The sequence below is a fragment of the Ottowia sp. genome, assembly GCF_035325765.1.
Taxonomy (GTDB): domain Bacteria; phylum Pseudomonadota; class Gammaproteobacteria; order Burkholderiales; family Burkholderiaceae_C; genus Ottowia.
Map to the genome: position 1 here is coordinate 1 of NZ_DAOKZG010000054.1, position 17332 is coordinate 17332.

The window sequence follows — 17332 nt, forward strand, 5'->3', positions numbered from 1 at the left end:
CCCTACGCACCTTGCCGCGCGTTCGAAGACTTACACCACTTGTTGGGACACGAGCTGGTCAAGGCAACACTGGGGGCTTTGCTGGCGGCCCTTGCCGCGCTGCTCCTGGCCGCGTGCGGGTCGAGTTCGTCCGATGCGGGCGGGTCGGTTGCGCTTCGGGGCCGGGTGACGGACGCCTCCGGCACCCCGGTTGCCGGGGCCACGGTGTTTGCCGTGCCGGCAAAGGCGGTGGATACCGAAACGCCGATGCGCGCCTCGGCCATCCTCAGCGGCGCCGCCGATGGCATCGACGAACCGCTCGAGGATGCGATCGACCGCGCTGGAGCCTCCTTCCCCAGGGCGCAGACGGATGACGCCGGGCAGTTTTCGCTGCCTGCGGTGCGTGCCGATGCGTCCTACTTCGTCCACGTGACCCCGGCCTCGGAGGAGGAGGTGCTCCCGGGCGGCAACCTGGCGCGGCGCGCCCAGTCGGGGCGCGAGCTCGCCGCGGCGCCGCTGGAGATCCGGCTGTCGTCGCGCCCGCCATCGGATGCCGGCAATCGGGTCCAGGGCCTGCCTGGCGTGCCACGGAGCGCAGGAGGGCTGGAAACGCACCCCGCACGCGCTCGGCGTCACGGCGCTCGGCGTGTCGAGTGCACTGCAGGATCAGGAGCTCGTGGCGGCAAGCTGGAATGCCGGGGTCTACAAGGCGTTTCCGGCCGACGGCGCGCGCACGCTTTATTTCGTGGCCAACTTCGCCACCGGTGGCAAGGACGACGACCACGATGACGACGACGAGCACGCCGGCGGGCACCAGGGCGACCACGGCCAGGATTCCTATCTCGCGCTGGAGACGGAACCGGACAACTGGGCGTTCAAGGCCGTGCTGGAGCGGGAAAACGGCGTACCGGTGATGACCCTGGTCGACAACCCCGCAAGCGCCATCGTTGCGCCGAGCCGGAAGTTCGAGGTGGCCCTCGTCATGGGCGGGCAGGGCACGACGCAACGCTTCCTGACCCGCGTTGCCGCGCCGGGCAACCCGGATGTGACCGCGCATTTCGCGCTGCCGTTCAAGGTCCAGTTCGAGGGCAGTGACGCTGCTGCCGCGCTGGACGCGACGCGCGGCTACTTCCGGGGCGACCACGCCAGCCGCTGGATCGAGGTCAACGACGACGGCGACGTGACCGCGTTCAAGCCGCCCGGGGCCAAGAGCGCGTTCGAGGCGTCCTGTGCCGCATGCCACGTGCTGGACTACCGGCTCGGCCGGGACGAGCCGACCGGCTTCTTCACCGCGCAGGCGTTCCCGGCAAGCGATGGCATTCCCTACGGCGCCCACGGCGACCGCCACGAGCTCAATGTCGGCTGCGAAGCCTGCCACGGCCCGGGCAATCGCCACCGGCGCGCCTCCAGCGGCTCCGGCACGCGCCCGGGCGCCTTCATCGTCAACCCGCGCCTGCTGTCGGCGGAGCGTGAGGTGCAGCTCTGCACGCAATGCCATTCCCGCATCCGCAGCAACGACACCTTCGAGCTGGCGACGCGCCAGCCGATCGGCCAGGAGCCCGGACGCGAGAACCAGCTCATGCGGCCGGGCACGCGGCGGGCCGACTGGTTCCGCTACTACGTGACGCAGCGTGATGCCGAGCCGTCGCTGATCTGGGAGGATGACCTGCACTCCGACCATCCGCACCAGCAGGCGACCGACCACGTCAAGTCCGTGCACTACCGCAACCGCAGCGAATTCGTGTCGTGCACCGACTGCCACGGCTCGCACGCGCGCGGGCCCGTGGGCTGGGCGCGTGGCACGCAACCGGGCGAGGTGGCGGCGCCCTCGACCGTGTGTGTCGACTGCCACGAGCCGAGCAACCTCGGCAGCGTCGCCGGGCACGCCCGGCATCGCTCGTTTGCCAGCAACTGCACGACCTGCCACATGCCCCGCACGGCGCGTGACGGTGCCGGTCGCCCGGGGCTCGCCGGCTCGCTTGGCGGTGTTCTCGGCCAGTTCTGGCAAGGCGACCTGAGTTCACACGTGATGGACGTGCCGAGTCGCGAGAATCCGGGCGTGATCGCTGCCGGCAAGACGCCGGAGACTGCGATGCCCATCCCCTACACGAACGCTTGTGGGGGATGTCACAAGACCGACCTCCGGGGATCCTGAACCCTGCGCGTGCGCCGTCGACCAGAAGGGCAGTGCCCCATGCTCCCGGGAACAGATCGAAGCTGAATCCGGCGGTTGGAAGCGCCCGGGAGTGTCGTCATCGGTCGCGTGTCAGGCGAGGTCGAGGTGAGCGCCACGGCTGCAGAGGCGCCTGCGCGCCTTTGGACAGCGCGAACGGGGGCGGCCGCTCGCCGCGCCGCGCACCGGTGTGCCGCGCGACGCACAACGCTGCATGGCGCGGCGACGGCGGTGCTGGTGAACGCGTCCAACTGCCGTTTCTGGGTTGAACCCACAGGCAGGGCAGGGTGGTGGATTCGCGAAGGGCACTGGCACAAGCCCCATGTCGGTCCGCCCCGGTTGCGGCACCACGCTGCGCGCGTCCTCGAACGTGCCGGAATGGCGCCCGGCTTCCGGGCGCGCGATGCGGTGCGGCGCCGTTGCGCTACATCGGCTTGAACAGATGCCCGAAGGCGCGGCTGGCCTTGACCGGGCGCTTCAGGCCTTCGAGCTCGAGCCAGTAGTGGCCGATCTCGTCGCGCGTGGCGCTGCGGATGCGCGCGGCGTTGACGAGCATCGAGCGGTGCACCTGCACGAATTCCACGCCTTCGAGCCGCATCGCCAGTTCGCGCAGGCTCATGCGGATCAGCGCGTCGCCGCTTTCGGTGACGACGTTGACGTACTTGTCGGTGGCCTCGAACACGATGACATCGGCCAGGGCGATCATGCGCACGCTCGACCCGACCGCCGCGCGCAGCACCCGGATGCGCTCGGTCGCGGGCGGTGGCAGGCTGGCCGGACCATCGGCGCGCTCGATCGCCTGCACCGTGCGCAGCAGACGGGCGGCGTCGCCGGGCGCGGCGGCGGCGCGCTCGCTCAGCCGCTGGCGCAGCCGGGCCGCCGTCTGCGCCAGGCGCTCGGGCGCGACGGGCTTGAGCACGTAGTCGACTGCGGCACGCTCGAACGCCTGCACGGCGAACTCGTCGTAGGCCGTCACGAATACCAGCAGGGGCAGGGGCTGGCCCTCGGGCCAGTCGTCGGTGACGGCAGCGGCCACCTCGAGGCCGCTGCGCCCTGGCATCCGGATGTCCAGGAACAGCACGGCAGGCAAGTGATCGAGCGCCAGCGCGGTGGCGGCCAGCCCGTCCTCGGCCTGTGCCACGATGCGCAGCTCCGGCCAGGCCTGGCGCAGCAACCGCACCAGGGTGCGCGCCAGCACCGGCTCGTCCTCGGCCACCAGTGCGGTCGGGGCGGCGTGGGCGGCGGGCGGCGTGCTCATGCCGGAATTCTCACGCAGGCGCGCGTGCCGTGGGGCGCCCCGGGGCCCAGCTCAAAGGCGGCGGCGCCTCCGTAGACGGCGCGCAGGCGTTCGCGCACGTGCGCCAGCCCGTAGTGCCCGCGGTCCGCATCGGGGGGCGCCGCGTCGCCGGTGCCTGACGCCAGGCCCAGGCCGGTGTCGGTGACAATCAGCGCGACCTCGCCGGCCGCGCCGCGCCGCGCCTCGACGTCGACGCGACCGCCGCCGATCTTGGGTTCGATCCCGTGCTTGATCGCGTTCTCGACCAGCGGCTGCAGCAGCATCGGCGGCACGCGCACGCCAGCGAGCTCATCCGGCAGCCGCAGCGTGAAGTCCAGGCGCGCGCCCAGGCGCACGGCCATGATGCCGAGGTAGGCGTCGAGCTGCGCGTATTCCTGCGCCAGCGTCACCCACTCGCTGCGCGAGGCGGCGAGCGCGGCGCGCAGGTAGACGATCAGGCGGTCGAGCATGACCTTGGCAAGGCCGGGGTCGTCGTCGACCAGCGAATGCAGGTTGGCCAGGGTGTTGAACAGCATGTGCGGCTCGATCTGCGCGCGCAGCAGGCGCAGTTCCGACTCGGCGGCCAGTTGCTGGGCACGCGCGCGCTGCGCCGCCTCCTGCGCCAGCCGCTGGCGCAGCCACATCAGGTAGCCGACGAAGCCCGAGCCAAGGACGGTGGCGAGGATCGCCACCGCGCGCCCCGGGCCGGTGGACAGCAGGCGCACCGGCTCACCCAGCAGCGTGTAGGCCAGGGCGTAGCCGCACACCGAGCCCAGCGGCGCCGCCAGCCCGATGGCGACCCCGACGCGGGCGGCTGGCGCCAGCCGCCCGATCGGCCGCAGCGCCCGCACCGCCATCCCCAGCCCGAACACCGACAGGCCGATGCATTGCGAAAACAGCAGGTTGCGCGCAAAGCCGCCGATGGGCGGGTCGAGCACCGTGAGCAGCGCGGCGATCAAGGTGTTGAGCAGCAGCACCGCGGCGGTGGCCGTCAGCCAGGGCGGCAGCCGGCGTGTGGGCGCGGGGGCAGGCAGGGCTGGGTGCACGGTCATGGCGCCAATGTAATGCGCGCCTGGGCCGGGTGCCTGCACCTTGCGACGAACCGGCGCCGGGCGGCGCCAGTGGTGTGGTGCCGCTGGCGTCACCGCCGGGCGGCCGCTGGGGACGCCTGGCGACGGCGCCGAACCATTGGTCACACGGCGCTTGCCGCCCCGGGTGCGACGGCGCAGCATGCGAGCGCACTTGGCCGACCACCGCGCCTTCCTTGTCTGGAGCTTGCCATGTATCTTCTGATCCGACCTTCTCCCGTTCCCGCCATCGGCGACCCGGCGCTGCTGGAGCAGGCGCCGTGAGTGCGTCCGCAGTCTCGCCCGCGCTGGCCGCAGCCGCGCCGCCTGCGAGGCCGCGGGCCGTGGCCGCCACGACCCGCCTCGATGGCTTCGACCTGCACCGCGGCCTGATCATGGCGGCGATGGCCATCGACCACGCCAGCGTCTTCATCGCCCGCACCCACACGCAGGAGTTCTGGGCGCGCTGGCTGAGCCACCTGTGCGCCCCCGGCTTTGCCTTGTTGATGGGCGTGGGCATGGCGCTGCTGGCGCATGCGCGCGGCCAGGCCGGCTGGAGCGCTGCGCGCGTGCGGCGCTTCTTCGTCACGCGCGGACTGCTGTTGATCGCGCTGCAGTTCCTGGTCGAGGACCCGGCCTGGATCCTGGGCCTCTTCACCACCGCTCCGGGTGCCGCGGTGAGCCATGGCATGGTGCCGGGCGGCGGCAGCGACGTTCGCATCTACGTCGGCGTGCTGTTCTCGCTGGGCGCCGCCATGGCCCTGTGGGGACTGCTGGTGCGCGCGCCGGCGTGGCTGGTCGGCGCGCTGGGAGCGGCAACGTTGCTGGTGACCGAATGGCTGACCCCCGGAGCCGATCAGGCGGCGACCCTGCATGCGCCGTGGCTGCGCCTGCTGCTCGTGCCGGGACACACGAACGCCTGGGAGGTGTTCTACCCGGTCGTGCCATGGCTTGGCGTCGTCGCCTTCGGCTTGTTGCTTGGCCGCGCGGTGGTACGGGATGCCGCGGCGGCGCAGCGCCTGGCAGGCCGACTGGCGCTGGTGCTGGCGCTGCTGTTCGTCGCGCTGCGGATGGGCGGCGGCTTCGGCAACCTGCACGAGGTGCCGCCCGGGGCGCTCGGTTTTCTCACCGTCGTCAAATATCCCCCCAGCCTGGCCTACCTGGCCATGACGCTGGCCGTCAACCTGGCGCTGATGGCGAACTGGGGACGCTTGCAGGCGCTCGCCCGGCGGCGTTGGCAACCGCTGACCGCCTTTGGCCGCTCGGCAATGATGTTCTACCTTGCGCACCTGTGGCTGTATGCGCTGCTCGGCCTCGCGTTTCGCGGCGGCGCCAGCCTGGCGCAGATGCTGGCGATGTGGGCTGTCGGCCTGCTCATGCTGTGGCCGCTGTGCCTGCGCTGGGGCGCCTTCAAGCGCCGCACGCCGACCGATTCGATCTGGCGCTTCTTCTGATGCCAGGGCGCGCGTGGGTGGCGGTTTTTCTCCAGCGCCGCCGGCGCGAGCCACGGGCCTGGGGCGACACTGAACAGATCCCTCGCCCGCTGCGCTTCTGAAGCCCAGCGCGCCCCGCATCGCGGGAACTTGTTCAGCTTCACCCTGGCGCCGACGGCTGGCCCGCCCTGGTTTCGGCAACCCGCGCCGGCGCGTTTCCAGCGACCCCGTCTGCATCGTCGGCCGGGAGCTGATCCGGGCCAAGCACGCAAGAATCAGCTCACGCGGTCGGGTACGCGACGGGCCGACGGGTCCCGTTACGGCTGGGCCCAGCGTGATGCCGCGCGGTCCCTCATACGGGCGCTTCCCGGGGGGAGGTCTCGCCCTCCAGCACCTCGGACGGCCCGAGCGGCTCGCCGTCGCTCAGGGTGAACAGCTCCAGGTCGACCTGATGGGCCGCTTCCGCGGCGCCCGCGGCTGCTGCCGTGGCTTGCCCGACGAAGCTGAGGGCGCCAGGATCCGTATCACCCAATTCCGCGTAATAGGATTCGGTCAGGTCGGCGCCAGGCATGGTGCGCTCGGCCGGCCTGGGGTCTGCGCCATGCTGCGGCGTGCGCAGGCCGGGCTGCCCCTGCGGCTGAGCGGGGTCGGCTGCGATGCCGCGCTTCGGCAAGGGCGGCTGTTCGGAGTCGATGAAGAGCGAGTCACCCGGGATCAGCCTGCGCCCGATCGCACAGGCTTCGTGCCAGGCGGGTCCTATCTGCCCGGTCAGCAGGGCGAGGATGCGTGCACGCTCCTTGAAGGCGAGGGCGTCGCTCTGATCCCGGTGGATCGACATCAGTTTCAGGTGTAGTGCGGCGCGCTCCGGGTGGTGGTGCACGGCCTCTTCCAGGATCGCCTTGGCCTGGTCGGTGCGGCCATAGGCGATGTAGACATCCGCTTCGGCAAGCGGATCCACGTCTTCGTCGGCCTGGAGCGCGGCCAGGCAGTCCTGGTTGGGCGTCTGCGCCAGCGCGGCGCCGGTCGTGGAGCGCGCCGGTGCGAAGGCCGAATTCGGGCGGGCCGGATCGGCCTGGGCGCCGAAGGCCGAGATCTCCTCGTTTTCGGTCGCGATCAACACCGAGTCGAGCGACTCGGTACTGGCCCCGTGCCGTCGACCCCGGCGCCTCAGCAGGACAAACAGGCCGCCCAGCAGCAGCAGGACTGCGCCGGCCAGCGTCTGGCTGCTGATGCTCGGGCCCAGCGCCGACCGCTCGGGAGCCGCGGTGCCGATGGGCTCCTGCGTCGTTGCAGCCGGGGTGGCGGCCTGCGCGGAGCTGATTCCGACCAGTGAATCCGTGCTGGCGGATGGCTCCGACGCCGTCGGGTCGACGGGCCGCTCAGCCGTCATGGAAAGTCCGGTGTCCGGCCGGGCCGCTGCATCGCTCTCCGCCGCGACAGGATCTTTCGTCGGCGACGGCGGGTCACCCGCCTGGGCGTGCTCGGCTTCGGCGCTGGTCGCGACAGCGCTGGGCCGCGGCGGCGCGCTCTGGTGGGCAGGTGCCGCGGTGGACGCGCTCGCTGCAGGCGCGACGGCTGGCTTGGCGCGGGCTCGCAGGGCCGGCTTGGTGCTGTTCGATCGGCCTGGCGCCGCGCTCTTCCGAGCCCTGCGGGAGGCGGTCCTTTGCGCTCGCGCGACAGCAGGCCGTGCCTGGGATCGGCGCTCGGCCGATGGACGCGACGCCGTGCGCTGCTGGACCGGTGGCGGGACCGCCGCTTCCTGGGCCGGCCCGCTGGCATGGCTGGCGGCTGCGTCGGTCGCTGCGGCCGCGGGGCCCGCAGCACGCTCCGAAACCGGGTCCACCAGCAGCGCCAGTTTGCGCACGATATGGCCCCGGCCGTCGCGGGCTTCGACCAGGAACTGCACGATCGGCTCGTGCACGGGACGTTGGCTGGTGACGCGAACCACGCGCTGACCATCGCTCTTCTCGACCACCCGCACATCGATGCGCCCCAGGTCGTAGTGGGGTGCCCGCACGCCATGGCTCTGGTGCATCTCGGGCGGCGCAAGCGCTGCGCTCAAGCTGCCCGAGTCAGCATCCAGCACCTGGATTTCCGCCACCAGGGGTTGGCCGAGGTGCGATCGCGTCGACGCGGCGCCAAGCACGACCGCCTGCGCCGGCCAGCCCAGCGTGACGGCCAGGAGCATGCCGAGCGGTCGCAGAAACGTGTGCCGGGACCTGGACCGGATCCCGCTGCCCGCCCCATCCGCGCATGGTGCTCCCAGAAGGCTGGGCGCAGCGGCGCGGAGACGCTGCACGCAGTGCCACAAGGAGACCCAGGCCTGGCGGTGCCCCATCCTGGCATCGGGGGATGCCGCGGGACTGTGAAGGTGCAGGGGCTTCATGGTGGATCCTCGAATGGCATGCATGGCGCGGGGCACACAGCGGGGTTGATCGTTCTTCTGGGCTTGAACTGGCGTCTTCAGTCGCATGAACACCAAGTATTTACATTAAATTACGAATTGACCGTGGCGATTATGGAGGCGTTCTCGGCACGCTGGCACGGCCTGGTCCCCAAAAATCTGCAATCCCGCACACTTTTGCACTCGCTGCAGGCCCTTGCTGGCGCCGCGTGGCATCGACCGGCGCGAACCCATCGCCGACGGGCTTGTGGGCCGCTCCGGCGCGCGGCAGCACGCCACGCCTGACGAGGCGCGCAGCCAAGGGGGCTGGATGCGGCGGGCAGGGCGAGGTGCCGGGATTGCGGGTTCCGACGACCGTGGCCGGAGTTCGCATGCGATGCACCTGCCGGTCAGCGCGCGATCTGCAAGAATCGGGTGCGCTCCGGTTCAACCACCCACCGGTTCAGGCCCTCTGCGCCGTGGCCCGGAATGCCCCGCGCCGTCCGGGATTCGACGCACCTGCCGTTGGCCTGCTTTCGCCATCGCATTTCCGGCCGCCCCATGCGTTCAACGCCCGACCCGACCCTCGATCAAGCCGTGCACGATGATCAGGACGCCATGCGACTGGCACTGGATCAGGCGGCGGCGGCGGCGGCGGCAGGGGAGGTGCCGGTGGGAGCGATCCTGACCCGGGGTGGCCGCGTCATCGCGCGCGGGCACAACGCGCCGGTTGCGCGCCACGACCCGACCGCACACGCAGAGATCATCGCCCTGCGTGCCGCGGCCCGGCGACTGGGCAACTACCGGCTCGACGACTGCACGCTGTACGTGACGCTGGAGCCGTGCGCCATGTGCGTCGGGGCGATGCTGCATGCGCGGCTCGCGCGCGTCGTCTATGGAGCCCCGGACCCGAAGACCGGGGCAGCCGGTGGGGCGATCAACCTGTTCGCGGATGCGCGCCTGAATCACCAGACGGTGGTGCAAGGGGGCGTGCTGGCCGAGGAGAGCAGCGCCTTGCTGCGCGCCTTCTTCAAGGCGCGCCGCGCCAACCCGGCACCACTGCGCGAGGACGCCCTGCGCACGCCCGACCGGGCGTTTGCCGACCTGCCCGGCTACCCCTGGTCGCCCCATTACGTCGCCGACTTGCCGGCCTTGGCTGGCTTGCGGCTGCACTATCTGGACGAAGGACCAGCCGAGGCACCGCTGACCTGGCTCTGCCTGCACGGCAATCCGAGCTGGAGCTATCTGTATCGCCACATGATCCCGGTCTTCACCGCTGCCGGCCATCGCGTGGTGGCGCCCGACCTGATCGGCTTCGGCAAGAGCGACAAACCCAAGAAGGAGGATTTCCACGGCTTCTGCCGCCATCGGCAGATCCTGCTCGAACTGATCGAATACCTCGACCTGCAGCGCGTCGTGCTGGTGGTGCAGGACTGGGGCGGCCTGCTGGGCCTGACGCTGCCCATGGCCGCGCCGGGTCGCTATGGCGGATTGCTGGCCATGAACACCCTGCTGGCCACCGGCGACGCGCCCTTGCCAGGCGGTTTCCTGGCCTGGCGCGAGATGTGCGCAGCCAGGCCCACGTTCGGGATCGGGCGCCTGCTGGCGCGCGGCAATCCCCAACTCGGTGCGGCCGAATGCGCGGCCTACGACGCACCGTTTCCGGATGCCGGCCACCGGGCGGCGACGCGCGCCTTCCCGGCCCGGGTGCCCGAGCAGGCACACGACGAGGGCGCCGCCACGTCGCGCCAGGCACGGACGTTCTGGCGCACGGCATGGCAGGGCCGCAGCCTGATGGTGATCGGGGCCGCGGATCCCGTGTTGGGCGAACCCGTGATGCGCGCGCTGCACGCCGACATTCGCGGCTGCCCCGAGCCCTGGGTGCTGCCTCAGGCCGGCCACTTCGTGCCCGAGCACGCCGGCGTGGACATCGCGCGGCGCGCCCTGCGGCATTTCGCGCCGTGACGGGCGTCCGCTGAGCCACGCGCGAGTTCTATAATTTTTATAGTTGTGGGTGTCCATAGCCCGGAATGCAGCCGACCAGACGAACAACAAGCAGGACGCCATGGCGCACATCTATGTCTACTCGCCATCCGGCGCGGTGCGCGACCGGGCGGCATTTCGGCGCGGCATCAAGCGTCTGCGCGCGCTGGGCCACGAGGTGGAAATCGACCCGGATGCGCTGGCCAGTTGGCAGCGCTTCGCCGGTGATGACGACACCCGCCTGGCGGCCATCGGCCGCGCCGCCGCCAGCGGCGCCGACCTGGCCCTGATCACACGCGGTGGCTACGGCCTGACGCGCCTGCTGCCGCGCCTGCCTTGGCGGCAACTGGCTCGCGCCGCCGGCAAGGGCACGCGCTTCGTCGGCTTCAGCGACTTCACCACCCTGCAACTGGGCTTGCTGGCGCGCCACGCTGCCGTGACCTGGGCCGGTCCGGCGCTGTGCGAAGGTTTCGGCATGGCCAGCCGGAGCGAGGGTTCAGGGGGCCCGCCAGGGGCAGTTGCTGAAAGCGCCCCGGACGAAATCATGCTCGCCTGCTTCGACGACCTGGTGCAGGGAGTGGGCGAGGGCACCGGTTGGCGCCTGCCGGCATCGGATCTGGCCGCATTGCGCGGCCGCTCCGGCCGCCTCGCGCACCAGGCCTGCCTGTGGGGCGGCAACCTGACGCTGGTGAACTCGCTGCTGGGCACGCCATGGTGGCCCGAAATCAAGCACGGTGTGCTGTTCCTGGAGGATGTCGGCGAGCATCCGTATCGCATCGAACGCCTGCTGCTCCAACTGCAGCACGCCGGCGTGCTGGCCCGCCAGAAGGCGGTGGTGCTGGGGCAGTTCACCGACTATGCGCTGGGTGCGCACGATCGCGGCTATACGCTCGCCAAGGTCGTTGGACACTTGCGCGATGCGCTCAAGATACCGGTGCTGACCGGCTTGCCATTCGGACATGTCCCGACCAAGGTGTTGCTGCCGGTTGGGGCAACGGTCGACCTGTGGGTGCAGGGCCGCGAGGCGCTGCTGCTGTGGGGCCACCTGCACTGAGCACCAGGATCCGCCCGTTCCATCACGCGGGCCAGGCGCATCCAAGAGTTCAACGACCTACGGAACGCTGTCTTGGGAGGTGCCGCCGCGACAGCGATCCGCTGGATCGGGTTCACGCAACGGCGGAGCGCCGACCCCCTCTGGAGCGATTTCTGGCGAAGGGTATTCAGGCCCCCCGAATCGGCCAGGCCGCAGCCTGGCACGCGCTGGGACAGGGCCCGCCGATGCACGGCCTCCTGGCGAAATCCGATGGTGCCCGCGCGAGCGCGTGTCAGGGGTGATTGGAAAGCGAGCGCGTGACCATGCCCTTGGGAACCAGGCCCTTGAACAGTGCCGTTTGCCGGGTCACGCGACGGTGTGCCGCCTCTTCGCCATAGAGGTCGGCGAGCGCCGCCATCAGTTCACCACGTGCATACCAGAGTGCCATCTCGTCGACGCTGAACTGGATGCGCCGCGCCACCCGCGGATGCAATTTGGCACCTTCGTCGCCAAGCAGGCCCAGCATGGCATCGCGAATCTGCTCGACGCGATGGGCGACGCGCCGACCGTCGCGCTTGCGGTTCACCAACCGCTCATAGAGGTTCGTAAACATCATGCCTTCGATCCATCAAATGCGCCAGAGACGTTGCGGCGATTGCCGCAGAGATTCCTTTAGTTACATCAAATGATAGGTAGTTTCCAGTCTTTGGCAATGGGGATTTGTGCCAAAGTTGTAGGTTCCGTGCGATAGCTGGCGACACCGTGGCGCGGAACTGACGCAAATCAGGTCTTTTTTGGCATATCGTCATTAACATAATACACATTGTATGAAGCTAAACCCAGGGTGGCCGTGCCCGGCCACGTCCTGGAAAGCCGCGCCCAGCAAGGCCGCAAGTTCCGCGCGCTGTATCGGAATCTCGGCTGGTCGCGGGCCGATTGTGCGAAGTTCCTGCACGTCTCCGAGCGGTCTTTGCATAACTGGGAGTCTGGCCGCCACCCGGTGCCGTTCGCGGCGCTGAGGCTGCTTCGTTTGTACCTGGGCTACGAATTACCGGGCGCTGCCTGGCGTGATTGGTCCATCTCCAGGGGCAAGCTGTGCACGCCCGAGGGTCACGAATTGAATCCCCAGGATGCCGCCTGGTGGTCGTTGTTGATTCGTCGTGCCCATGTTGGAGCCCTGGCCCTGCGTGAGCTTCGCCACCTCAAAGGTAGGCTGGTGGGCGGCGCTGACGCGCCGGCCGGGCCCGCGCGCCGAGGGGCCCCGGTCTGCGGGGATACGGGCGCGAGCCCGGCCGGGGTGGCGGCGATGCCCGCCAGCGCAGACCCGCAGGGGCTGCGGCGCGCAGCGCCGCTAAATTTATCCAACGGACACAATAGAAATCTACACACAAGATTTGGCGCCAATGCTGGCCCGGATGCTATCGGTTCGGGAGCGCGATCGAGGCAGGACACAGAAGAAAGTATTCGTTCTGGTCTGGGCGGTCTTGGCCTCGGGTCAGGACGCGATCGGGAGTCCTTGGAGGGGGTCAGGTCTAGGGGAAACCCTGAGAAAGCGAAAGCCCAGCGTGTCAGCGCCGGGCCTTCTGTCCACAAACCGACTGTGAAGGAGTCGAATCATGGCATCTCGCAAGTGTAATCCGGCCCGCCAGACGGTTTCCGGTCGTCCTGGCTACCCTGCCCTATGTCCGGGGTCTGCGGCGCGTCCTGGCCCGCTTCTAGCCCACCGTGGCCCGGTTTCGGTCGCGGCGGCTCGTTCCTCACTTCCTGATAAACAGGGGGACCCGCTCGCGGGGCTGGGGTATGGGGCGGCAGGCCCCATGTCAAGGCTTCCTATTCCCGTGCCCCGTATTACCGGGACAGGGGTTTCCTCATTATGTGGACAACCTGAATCGGGATATTCTTTTGCTGACGATAGAAAATGCTTCGAGCCGATTATGTCGGGCGAGAAATACACATTGTATGTAGTCAAACATGGCTCAAAAAAGGACTTCCGTACAGCCCCCAGTGTTCATATCCAGATCGATTGCTCCCGCTTCTGCCTTGCCGTCCGCGAATGTAGGCGCTCCGAATGACGCGTGTCAACAAGCTGAGCACCAGGTCGGCCAACGGCACCGCAGCCTCCAGCGCTCGGGGCCGGTGCGCGCCAACACGGCCGCGACTTTGCCCACGTGCGTGCCGCTGCGGCCCGAGACATCGCGGCGCAGGATGTCGACGCGCCCGCCACCGCTGACGCTGTTCACCCAGCGCCCAAAAAGAACAAGGGACCACAGCTTGAATCGCTGCAGTCCCTTGTGAACAGTGGTCGGCGTGGCGGGATTCGAACTCGCGACCCCTTGCACCCCATGCAAGTGCGCTACCAGGCTGCGCTACACGCCGTGGAGCTTTTCATTATAACTGTGCTCCCGCCTTGCTCTTCGGCTTCGGAGGCGGTGTCGGCACCCGGGATGCCGGCCCGGTCGCGGCTCATTGTGGCGGCATCAGCAAATCGCGAATCTGGCGCAGCTCGGCGGCCACGGCCTGCAACAGGGTTTCATCGCTGACCTCGTCGTCATGTCGAATGGGCGCCGCGTCCTGGACGCCCGGGCTCATGGAAGCGTCCACGGCTGCTTCCGCCGATGCGTGCGCCCCGTCGACGACCGCGCGCGCACGCGATGCCGACTGCATGAGCTGCTGGCGCGCGCCGCTGATCGAGTAACCCTGTTCATACAGCAACTCGCGAATGCGGCGGATCATCAACACTTCGTGGTGCTGGTAGTAGCGGCGGTTGCCCTGGCGCTTCATCGGGCGCAGCTGCGTGAACTCCTGCTCCCAGTAGCGCAGCACGTGCGGTTTCACCCCGCACAGTTCGCCGACCTCACCAATGGTGAAGTAGCGCTTGGCCGGGATGGGCGGAAGACTGGCCTTCATTTGGCGTCAGATGGACTCGATCGGCGAGCATTCGAGGTTAGCGCATGTGGCCATGGACTGCCAACCCGCCCCCAATCCGAACCGCCGCCGATCCATCAAGGGCTGCCCTGAACCTGCTCCTTCAGCTTCGGGCTGGGGTGAAAGGTGACGACCCGGCGCCGCGGAATCGGGATCGATTCGCCGGTGCGCGGGTTGCGGCCGGGCCGGGACGCCTTGACGCGCAACTGGAAGTTGCCAAAGCCCGACAGGCGTACGTCCTCGCCAGCGATCAGGCGCTCGCCGATGAGGCCGAAGAAAGCGTCCACCATGTCGCGCGATTCGCGCTTGTTCAGGCCGATCTGCTCGAACAGCAGCTCGGCCAGCTGGGCCTTGGTGAGGGCCGTGGTTTCGAGGCTGTCGACCACCAGCTCCAGCGGTGCCTCGGACGGTTCGTTCATGTTCTGGCCTCCTCCTCGTGACGCTTGCATCAGGCGCGCAAGCGGGCGCCCAGAGCGCGCTCCAGGCCCTCGACGACGCCGCGAACGGCAGCGTCGATGCGTTCGTCGGTCAGGCCTTCGTCGGCTTCTCCCGCCAGGACGAGACGCAGCGCCATGCTCTTCTCGCCCGCCGCCACGCCGCTCGAGCGCGCCCCGTCTGGCCGCGGGCGGTAGATGTCGAACAGCGCCACCTCGCGCAGCATCCCGTCCGGCGCCGCCGCGCGCACCGCGCCGAGCAGCTTGTCGTGGCTCACGGCCTCCGGCACCACGACCGCGATGTCGCGCTCGACCGGCAGCTGACGCGGCACGGCCTGCACGACCGGAAGGGGCCGCGCCAGCACGGCGTCCAGGGCCAACTCGAACAGCACGGGCGCCTGTGCCAGGCCCCAGGACTGGCGCCAGCGCGGATGCAGTTCGCCCACGTGGCCGACCAGCGCACCGTCCAGGCGGATGCGCGCGCAGCGCCCCGGGTGCAGGGCCGGGTGCTCGGCCCGCTCGAAGATCGCGCCGCGCGGCGCGAGCAGGGCCTCGACGTCGCCCTTGGCGTCGAAGAAATCGGCGGGCGGCTGCCTGCCCGCCCAGCCCTGGCGCTCGGCCGGGCCGAAGATCAGGCCGGCCACGTGCAGCGGCTGCTGGACGCCCTGCACGCTGCCCTCCCCGGTTCGGGTCGCCGGGTCGCGGCGAAACACGCGGCCGACCTCGAAGATGCGCAGGCGCTCGGCGCGCCGGTCGGTGTTGTGCTTGAGCGCATCGAGCAGCGACCCGAGCAGGGATGAACGCATCACGTTCATCTGGCTGGTAAGCGGGTTGAGCAGGCGGATCGGATCGGCGTTGCCGGCGAGATCGCGCTCCCACTGCGCGTCGACGAAACTGAAGTTGATGGTTTCCAGGTAACCCAGGCGCGCCAGCGCGTGACGCACGTCGAAGGCGCCGCGCCGTGATTCCGAGCGCGTGCGCGGCACGATGGGAGCACGCGGCGCGTCCTCGGGCAGGCGCTGGTAGCCGATGATGCGCGCCACCTCCTCGATCAGGTCCTCCTCGATGCGCAGGTCGAAGCGCCAGGGCGGCGGGGTCACGGTCAGCGTGCCCTCCCCTTCGACGAAGTCCAGGCCGAGGCGCTGCATCACCTGCACGCAGTCGGCCTGTGCAATCGGCATGCCGATCACCTTGGCGGCGCGCGCGGCGCGCAGCGTCACGGGCGCGAGCTCGGGCATGCTTGGCTGCTGGTCGTCGACGGGGCCGCAGGTGGTCTGCGGCGTGCCGCAGATCTCCAGGATCAGCGCCGTGATGCGTTCGATGTGCTCGACCGTGCGCGCGGGATCCACGCCGCGCTCGAAGCGGTGCCCGGCGTCGGTGGCGAAGTTGTAGCGGCGCGAGCGGCCAGCGACGGCATCGGGCCACCAGAAGGCGGCCTCGACGTAGATGTTCCGCGTCTCGTCCGACACGGCTGTCGCCTCGCCGCCCATGATGCCGGCGAGCGACTCGACCTCGCGCGCGTCGGCAATCACGCCCACGGTCTCGTCCAGCTCGACGGTGTTGCCGTTGAGCAGCTCGAGCCGCTCGCCCGCCCTGCCCCAGCGCACCTCCAGGCCGCCGTGGATCCTGTCCAGGTCGAAGATGTGCGTCGGCCGGCCGTATTCGAACATCACGTAGTTCGAGATGTCGACCAGTGCCGTGACGCTGCGCTGGCCGCAGCGCGCCAGGCGGTCGACCATCCAGGCGGGCGTCTTGGCACGGGTGTTCACGCCGCGCATGACACGACCGGAAAAGCGCCCGCACAGGTCGGGCGCACTCACGCGCACCGGCAGCACCTCGTCGCTGCTCGCGGCCACCGGCTCATGCACGGGCGTGGAAAGCGGCGCGCCGGTGAGGGCCGAGAGCTCGCGCGCGATGCCGTAGACGCTCAGTGCATGGCCCAGGTTGGGCGTGAGCTTGAGCGTGAACACGGTGTCGTCCAGGTCGAGCGCCGCGCGCACGTCCTGGCCCAGCGGCAGCTCGGCCGGCAGCTCGAGCAGGCCGGAATGGTCCTGCGACAGGCCCAGCTCGCGCGCCGAGCACAGCATGCCGTGGCTTTCCACGCCGCGCAGCTTGCTGGCGCGGATCGCGAACGGCTGGCCATCCTCGCCCGGCGGCAGCTCGGCACCGACCAGGGCGCACGGCACCCGGATGCCGGCGCGCGCGTTCGGCGCGCCGCAGACCACTTGCAGCAGCGCGCCCTGCCCTGCGTCGACCTGGCACACGCGCAGGCGATCGGCGTTGGGGTGCTGCTCGGCACTCACGATCTCGGCCACCACCACCTGGCGGAACGGCGGCGCCACCGGATGCAGCTCCTCGACCTCGAAGCCGCCCATGGTCAGGGTGTCGGCCAGCTCGTCGGTCGTCAGGGGCGGGTTGCAGAATTCGCGCAACCAGGATTCGGGAAATTGCATTTTCTTGTCGGGAGTTGGACGTCGGCGGCCGCCTCGGCGCTCAACGGAACTGGCGCAGGAAGCGGATATCGCCCTCGAAGAACAGGCGCAGGTCGCTGACACCGTAGCGCAGCATGGCCAGGCGGTCGATACCGGAGCCGAAGGCAAAGCCGATGAAGCGCTCCGGATCCAGGCCCATGTTGCGCACCACCTG

12 protein-coding genes, 1 tRNA gene and 1 pseudogene are annotated in these 17332 nt (G+C 69.7%); 5 read left to right on the top strand and 9 right to left on the bottom strand.

Annotated features, from left to right (window positions below; all coding sequences use genetic code 11):
• Both PKA16_RS13765 and PKA16_RS13770 read left to right on the top strand, forming a co-directional pair.
• Nucleotides 1–768: carboxypeptidase-like regulatory domain-containing protein (locus PKA16_RS13765; RefSeq protein ID WP_324404036.1), on the top strand; the 768-nt coding region annotated here is incomplete at its 5' end.
• A complete protein-coding gene (locus PKA16_RS13770) occupies nucleotides 656–2134 on the top strand; it encodes a hypothetical protein (protein WP_324404038.1) in 1479 nt (492 codons plus the stop codon). The genes PKA16_RS13765 and PKA16_RS13770, both read left to right, overlap by 113 nt.
• 442 nt (nucleotides 2135–2576) lie before the next feature.
• Here the strand turns inward: PKA16_RS13770 and PKA16_RS13775 are convergent, their stop codons facing one another.
• Nucleotides 2577–3410, bottom strand: a complete 834-nt coding sequence (locus PKA16_RS13775; protein WP_324404040.1) for a LytTR family DNA-binding domain-containing protein — start codon at nucleotides 3408–3410, stop codon at nucleotides 2577–2579.
• Nucleotides 3407–4480, bottom strand: a complete 1074-nt coding sequence (locus tag PKA16_RS13780) for a histidine kinase (RefSeq protein ID WP_324404042.1) — start codon at nucleotides 4478–4480, stop codon at nucleotides 3407–3409. Before PKA16_RS13780 ends, PKA16_RS13775 begins: the two co-directional genes overlap by 4 nt.
• A 359-nt stretch (nucleotides 4481–4839) precedes the next feature.
• Here PKA16_RS13780 and PKA16_RS13785 point away from each other — a divergent pair, with 359 nt between their 5' ends.
• Nucleotides 4840–5949 (top strand): heparan-alpha-glucosaminide N-acetyltransferase domain-containing protein, encoded by a 1110-nt coding sequence (locus PKA16_RS13785; protein WP_324404044.1) that lies wholly within the window; start codon nucleotides 4840–4842, stop codon nucleotides 5947–5949.
• Nucleotides 5950–6280: 331 nt separating this feature from the next.
• Here the strand turns inward: PKA16_RS13785 and PKA16_RS13790 are convergent, their stop codons facing one another.
• Nucleotides 6281–8116, bottom strand: coding sequence for a hypothetical protein (locus PKA16_RS13790; protein WP_324404046.1), 1836 nt, complete (start codon nucleotides 8114–8116; stop codon nucleotides 6281–6283).
• A gap of 756 nt (nucleotides 8117–8872) precedes the next feature.
• On the opposite strand from PKA16_RS13790, the gene tadA reads away from it, so the two are divergent.
• Both tadA and PKA16_RS13800 read left to right on the top strand, forming a co-directional pair.
• The gene (tadA, locus tag PKA16_RS13795; RefSeq protein WP_324404048.1) at nucleotides 8873–10276 is read left to right on the top strand and encodes a tRNA adenosine(34) deaminase TadA; all 1404 of its coding nucleotides are present in this window, start codon (nucleotides 8873–8875) and stop codon (nucleotides 10274–10276) included.
• A gap of 100 nt (nucleotides 10277–10376) precedes the next feature.
• Nucleotides 10377–11348 carry an LD-carboxypeptidase gene (locus PKA16_RS13800; RefSeq protein WP_324404050.1) on the top strand — a complete coding sequence of 324 codons (972 nt, stop codon included), beginning with the start codon at nucleotides 10377–10379 and terminating at the stop codon, nucleotides 11346–11348.
• A 271-nt stretch (nucleotides 11349–11619) separates the two neighbouring features.
• On the opposite strand, the gene PKA16_RS13805 is transcribed toward PKA16_RS13800, so the two are convergent.
• From PKA16_RS13805 to PKA16_RS13830, 6 genes and pseudogenes are all read right to left on the bottom strand, one after another.
• Nucleotides 11620–11943, bottom strand: coding sequence for a hypothetical protein (locus tag PKA16_RS13805; protein WP_324404052.1), 324 nt, complete (start codon nucleotides 11941–11943; stop codon nucleotides 11620–11622).
• Nucleotides 11944–13626: 1683 nt separating this feature from the next.
• A tRNA-Pro gene (locus PKA16_RS13810) sits at nucleotides 13627–13703 on the bottom strand.
• An 87-nt stretch (nucleotides 13704–13790) separates the two neighbouring features.
• Nucleotides 13791–14234: a MerR family transcriptional regulator gene (locus tag PKA16_RS13815; protein WP_324404054.1), complete on the bottom strand. Its 444-nt coding sequence runs from the start codon at nucleotides 14232–14234 to the stop codon at nucleotides 13791–13793.
• A gap of 95 nt (nucleotides 14235–14329) precedes the next feature.
• A complete protein-coding gene (locus PKA16_RS13820; RefSeq protein WP_324404055.1) occupies nucleotides 14330–14671 on the bottom strand; it encodes an integration host factor subunit alpha in 342 nt (113 codons plus the stop codon).
• Nucleotides 14672–14700: 29 nt separating this feature from the next.
• Nucleotides 14701–17139, bottom strand: coding sequence for a phenylalanine--tRNA ligase subunit beta (gene pheT / locus PKA16_RS13825; protein ID WP_324404056.1), 2439 nt, complete (start codon nucleotides 17137–17139; stop codon nucleotides 14701–14703).
• Nucleotides 17140–17179: 40 nt separating this feature from the next.
• Nucleotides 17180–17332, bottom strand: a pseudogene (locus PKA16_RS13830) (phenylalanine--tRNA ligase subunit alpha); the annotation flags it as partial.

What these genes read in the sequence shown, in the direction of transcription:
- PKA16_RS13775 (WP_324404040.1), bottom strand. Translation starts at nt 3,410, where the DNA reads ATGAGCACGCCGCCCGCCGCCCACGCCGCCCCGACCGCACTGGTGGCC.
- PKA16_RS13780 (WP_324404042.1), bottom strand. Translation starts at nt 4,480, where the DNA reads ATGACCGTGCACCCAGCCCTGCCTGCCCCCGCGCCCACACGCCGGCTG.
- PKA16_RS13790 (WP_324404046.1), bottom strand. Translation starts at nt 8,116, where the DNA reads ATGCTCCTGGCCGTCACGCTGGGCTGGCCGGCGCAGGCGGTCGTGCTT.
- tadA (WP_324404048.1), top strand. Translation starts at nt 8,873, where the DNA reads ATGCGTTCAACGCCCGACCCGACCCTCGATCAAGCCGTGCACGATGAT.
- PKA16_RS13800 (WP_324404050.1), top strand. Translation starts at nt 10,377, where the DNA reads ATGGCGCACATCTATGTCTACTCGCCATCCGGCGCGGTGCGCGACCGG.
- PKA16_RS13805 (WP_324404052.1), bottom strand. Translation starts at nt 11,943, where the DNA reads ATGATGTTTACGAACCTCTATGAGCGGTTGGTGAACCGCAAGCGCGAC.
- PKA16_RS13815 (WP_324404054.1), bottom strand. Translation starts at nt 14,234, where the DNA reads ATGAAGGCCAGTCTTCCGCCCATCCCGGCCAAGCGCTACTTCACCATT.
- PKA16_RS13820 (WP_324404055.1), bottom strand. Translation starts at nt 14,671, where the DNA reads ATGAACGAACCGTCCGAGGCACCGCTGGAGCTGGTGGTCGACAGCCTC.
- pheT (WP_324404056.1), bottom strand. Translation starts at nt 17,139, where the DNA reads ATGCAATTTCCCGAATCCTGGTTGCGCGAATTCTGCAACCCGCCCCTG.